At 66.3% G+C, this 2,069-nt stretch carries 2 protein-coding genes; both read left to right on the forward strand.

What is annotated here, in order from left to right:
• The first annotated feature begins 331 nt into the window (after window positions 1-331).
• Complete coding sequence (gene dapF / locus WCE35_RS13390; protein WP_424593830.1) at window positions 332-1,204, forward strand: diaminopimelate epimerase; 873 nt, start codon at window positions 332-334, stop codon at window positions 1,202-1,204.
• Window position 1,205: 1 nt separating this feature from the next.
• Window positions 1,206-2,069, forward strand: an 864-nt coding sequence (locus tag WCE35_RS13395; RefSeq protein WP_424593831.1) for a radical SAM protein, incomplete at its 3' end; no start/stop codon positions are given.

Genomic DNA, 2,069 nt, shown 5'->3' on the forward strand with positions numbered 1-2,069 from the left:
GCGCAGGCGTTGCCGATGGCGCCGGGGTCGCGGCCGGGGAGGCCGATGGCGCCGGCGACTGCGCCATGGCGACCGGGCCCAAGGCCATCGCGGCGATCGGGATCAGCGCGACCAGGGACAGGCGGAAACGGCTGATACGGTTCATTTCGCTGATCTCCATCCCATCCAGGCGGCCGCGGTGTGTCCCGGCTCACGCCCGCCAATACGCCGGCATTCCTAACACGCAACTCCCGCTTTCGTCCCATGACAGATACGTCATGCGCCGCGGCGTTCCGGACTCGCCAATTCGCCACTATTCGCCATATAAGGCGGGCACAATTCGGGAAATTCCATGAGCGCGCTCGCCAACCACGTATTTGCGAAGATGAACGGCATCGGCAACGAGATTGTCGTGGTCGATCTGCGCGACACGCCGGCCGCCGTCACGCCCGAGGAAGCGCGCGCGGTGGCTTCGCCGGCGGGTGTGCCCTACGACCAGCTGATGGTGTTGCTGCCGCCGCGGCTGACGGGCACCGAGGCCTTCATCCGCATCTACAACAATGACGGTTCCGAGGCCGGCGCCTGCGGCAACGGCATGCGCTGCGTGGTGCGCCGGCTGTTCGAGAAGACCGGGCAGACCGAGGTCACCTTCGAGACCAGAGCCGGCCTGTTGAATTGCTGGCAGGGCCCTTCGCCCGGTCTCTACACCGTCGATATGGGCGCGCCGAAATTCGGCTGGCGGGACATCCCGCTCGCGGAAGAATTTCGCGACACCCGCTACATCGAACTGCAGGTCGGGCCGATCGATGCGCCGGTGCTGCATTCGCCGTCGGCGGTCAGCATGGGCAATCCGCATGCGATCTTCTGGGTCGATGACGTCAACGCCCATGATCTCGCCCGCTTCGGGCCGCTGCTGGAAAGTCATCCGATCTTCCCGGAGCGCGCCAACATCACGCTCGCCCATATCGCCGATCGCGATCACATCGCGATCCGCACCTGGGAACGCGGCGCCGGACTGACCAAGGCCTGCGGCTCGGCGGCCTGCGCCACGGCAGTCGCCGCCGCGCGGCTGAAGCGTGCCAACCGCATCGTGGAAATTTCGCTGCCCGGCGGAAAACTCCAGATCGAATGGCGCGAGCGCGACGACCACGTGCTGATGACCGGCAGCGCGACCTTCGAATATGAGGGCCGTTTCGATCCGGCGCTGTTCGCCAGCGTCGCCTGAGATGGGCGTCGACATCGTCACCTTCGGCTGCCGCCTCAACGCCTTCGAGTCCGAGGTGATCCGGCGCGAGGCTGACGGCGCCGGGCTTGCCGACACCATCATCATCAATAGCTGCGCGGTCACCAATGAGGCGGTGGCGCAGGCGCGCCAATCGATCCGGCGGCTGAAGCGGGAGCGGCCATCCTTGCGCATCGTCGTCACCGGCTGCGCGGCGCAGACGCAGCCCGAGATGTTCGCAGGCATGGACGAGGTCGATCGCGTCGTCGGCAACGACGACAAGATGCGCGGCGCGGCGTGGCAGGCCACGCGCGCGGCTTTCGATAGCGGCTTTGGCATTTCCCGAAGCGAAAAAATCGCGGTCGCGGACATCATGGCGGTCAGGGAGATGGCGCCGCACCTGCTGGAAGGATTTCGGAGCGGCCTGCCGCGGGCCTTCGTGCAGGTGCAGAACGGCTGCGATCACCGCTGCACCTTCTGCATCATTCCGTTCGGCCGCGGCAATTCGCGCTCGGTGCCGATGGGCGCGGTGGTCAGCCAGGTCCGCGCGCTGGTCGAACGCGGCCATGCCGAGATCGTGCTGACCGGCGTCGACCTCACCAGCTACGGCGCCGATCTGCCGGGCGCGCCGAAGCTCGGCATGCTGACAAAACAGATCTTGCGGCACGTGCCTGAGCTGGGGCGCCTGCGGATTTCATCGATCGATTCGATCGAGGCGGATCGCGACCTGCTCGAAATCATCGCAGACGATGCGCGGCTGATGCCGCATCTGCATCTGTCGCTGCAGTCCGGCGACGACATGATCCTGAAACGGATGAAGCGGCGGCACCTGCGCAAGGATGCGATTGAATTCTGCGCGCAGGTGCGC

Origin of the sequence: Bradyrhizobium sp. (assembly GCF_049691595.1) — a bacterium.
Taxonomy (GTDB): Bacteria; Pseudomonadota; Alphaproteobacteria; order Rhizobiales; family Xanthobacteraceae; genus Bradyrhizobium.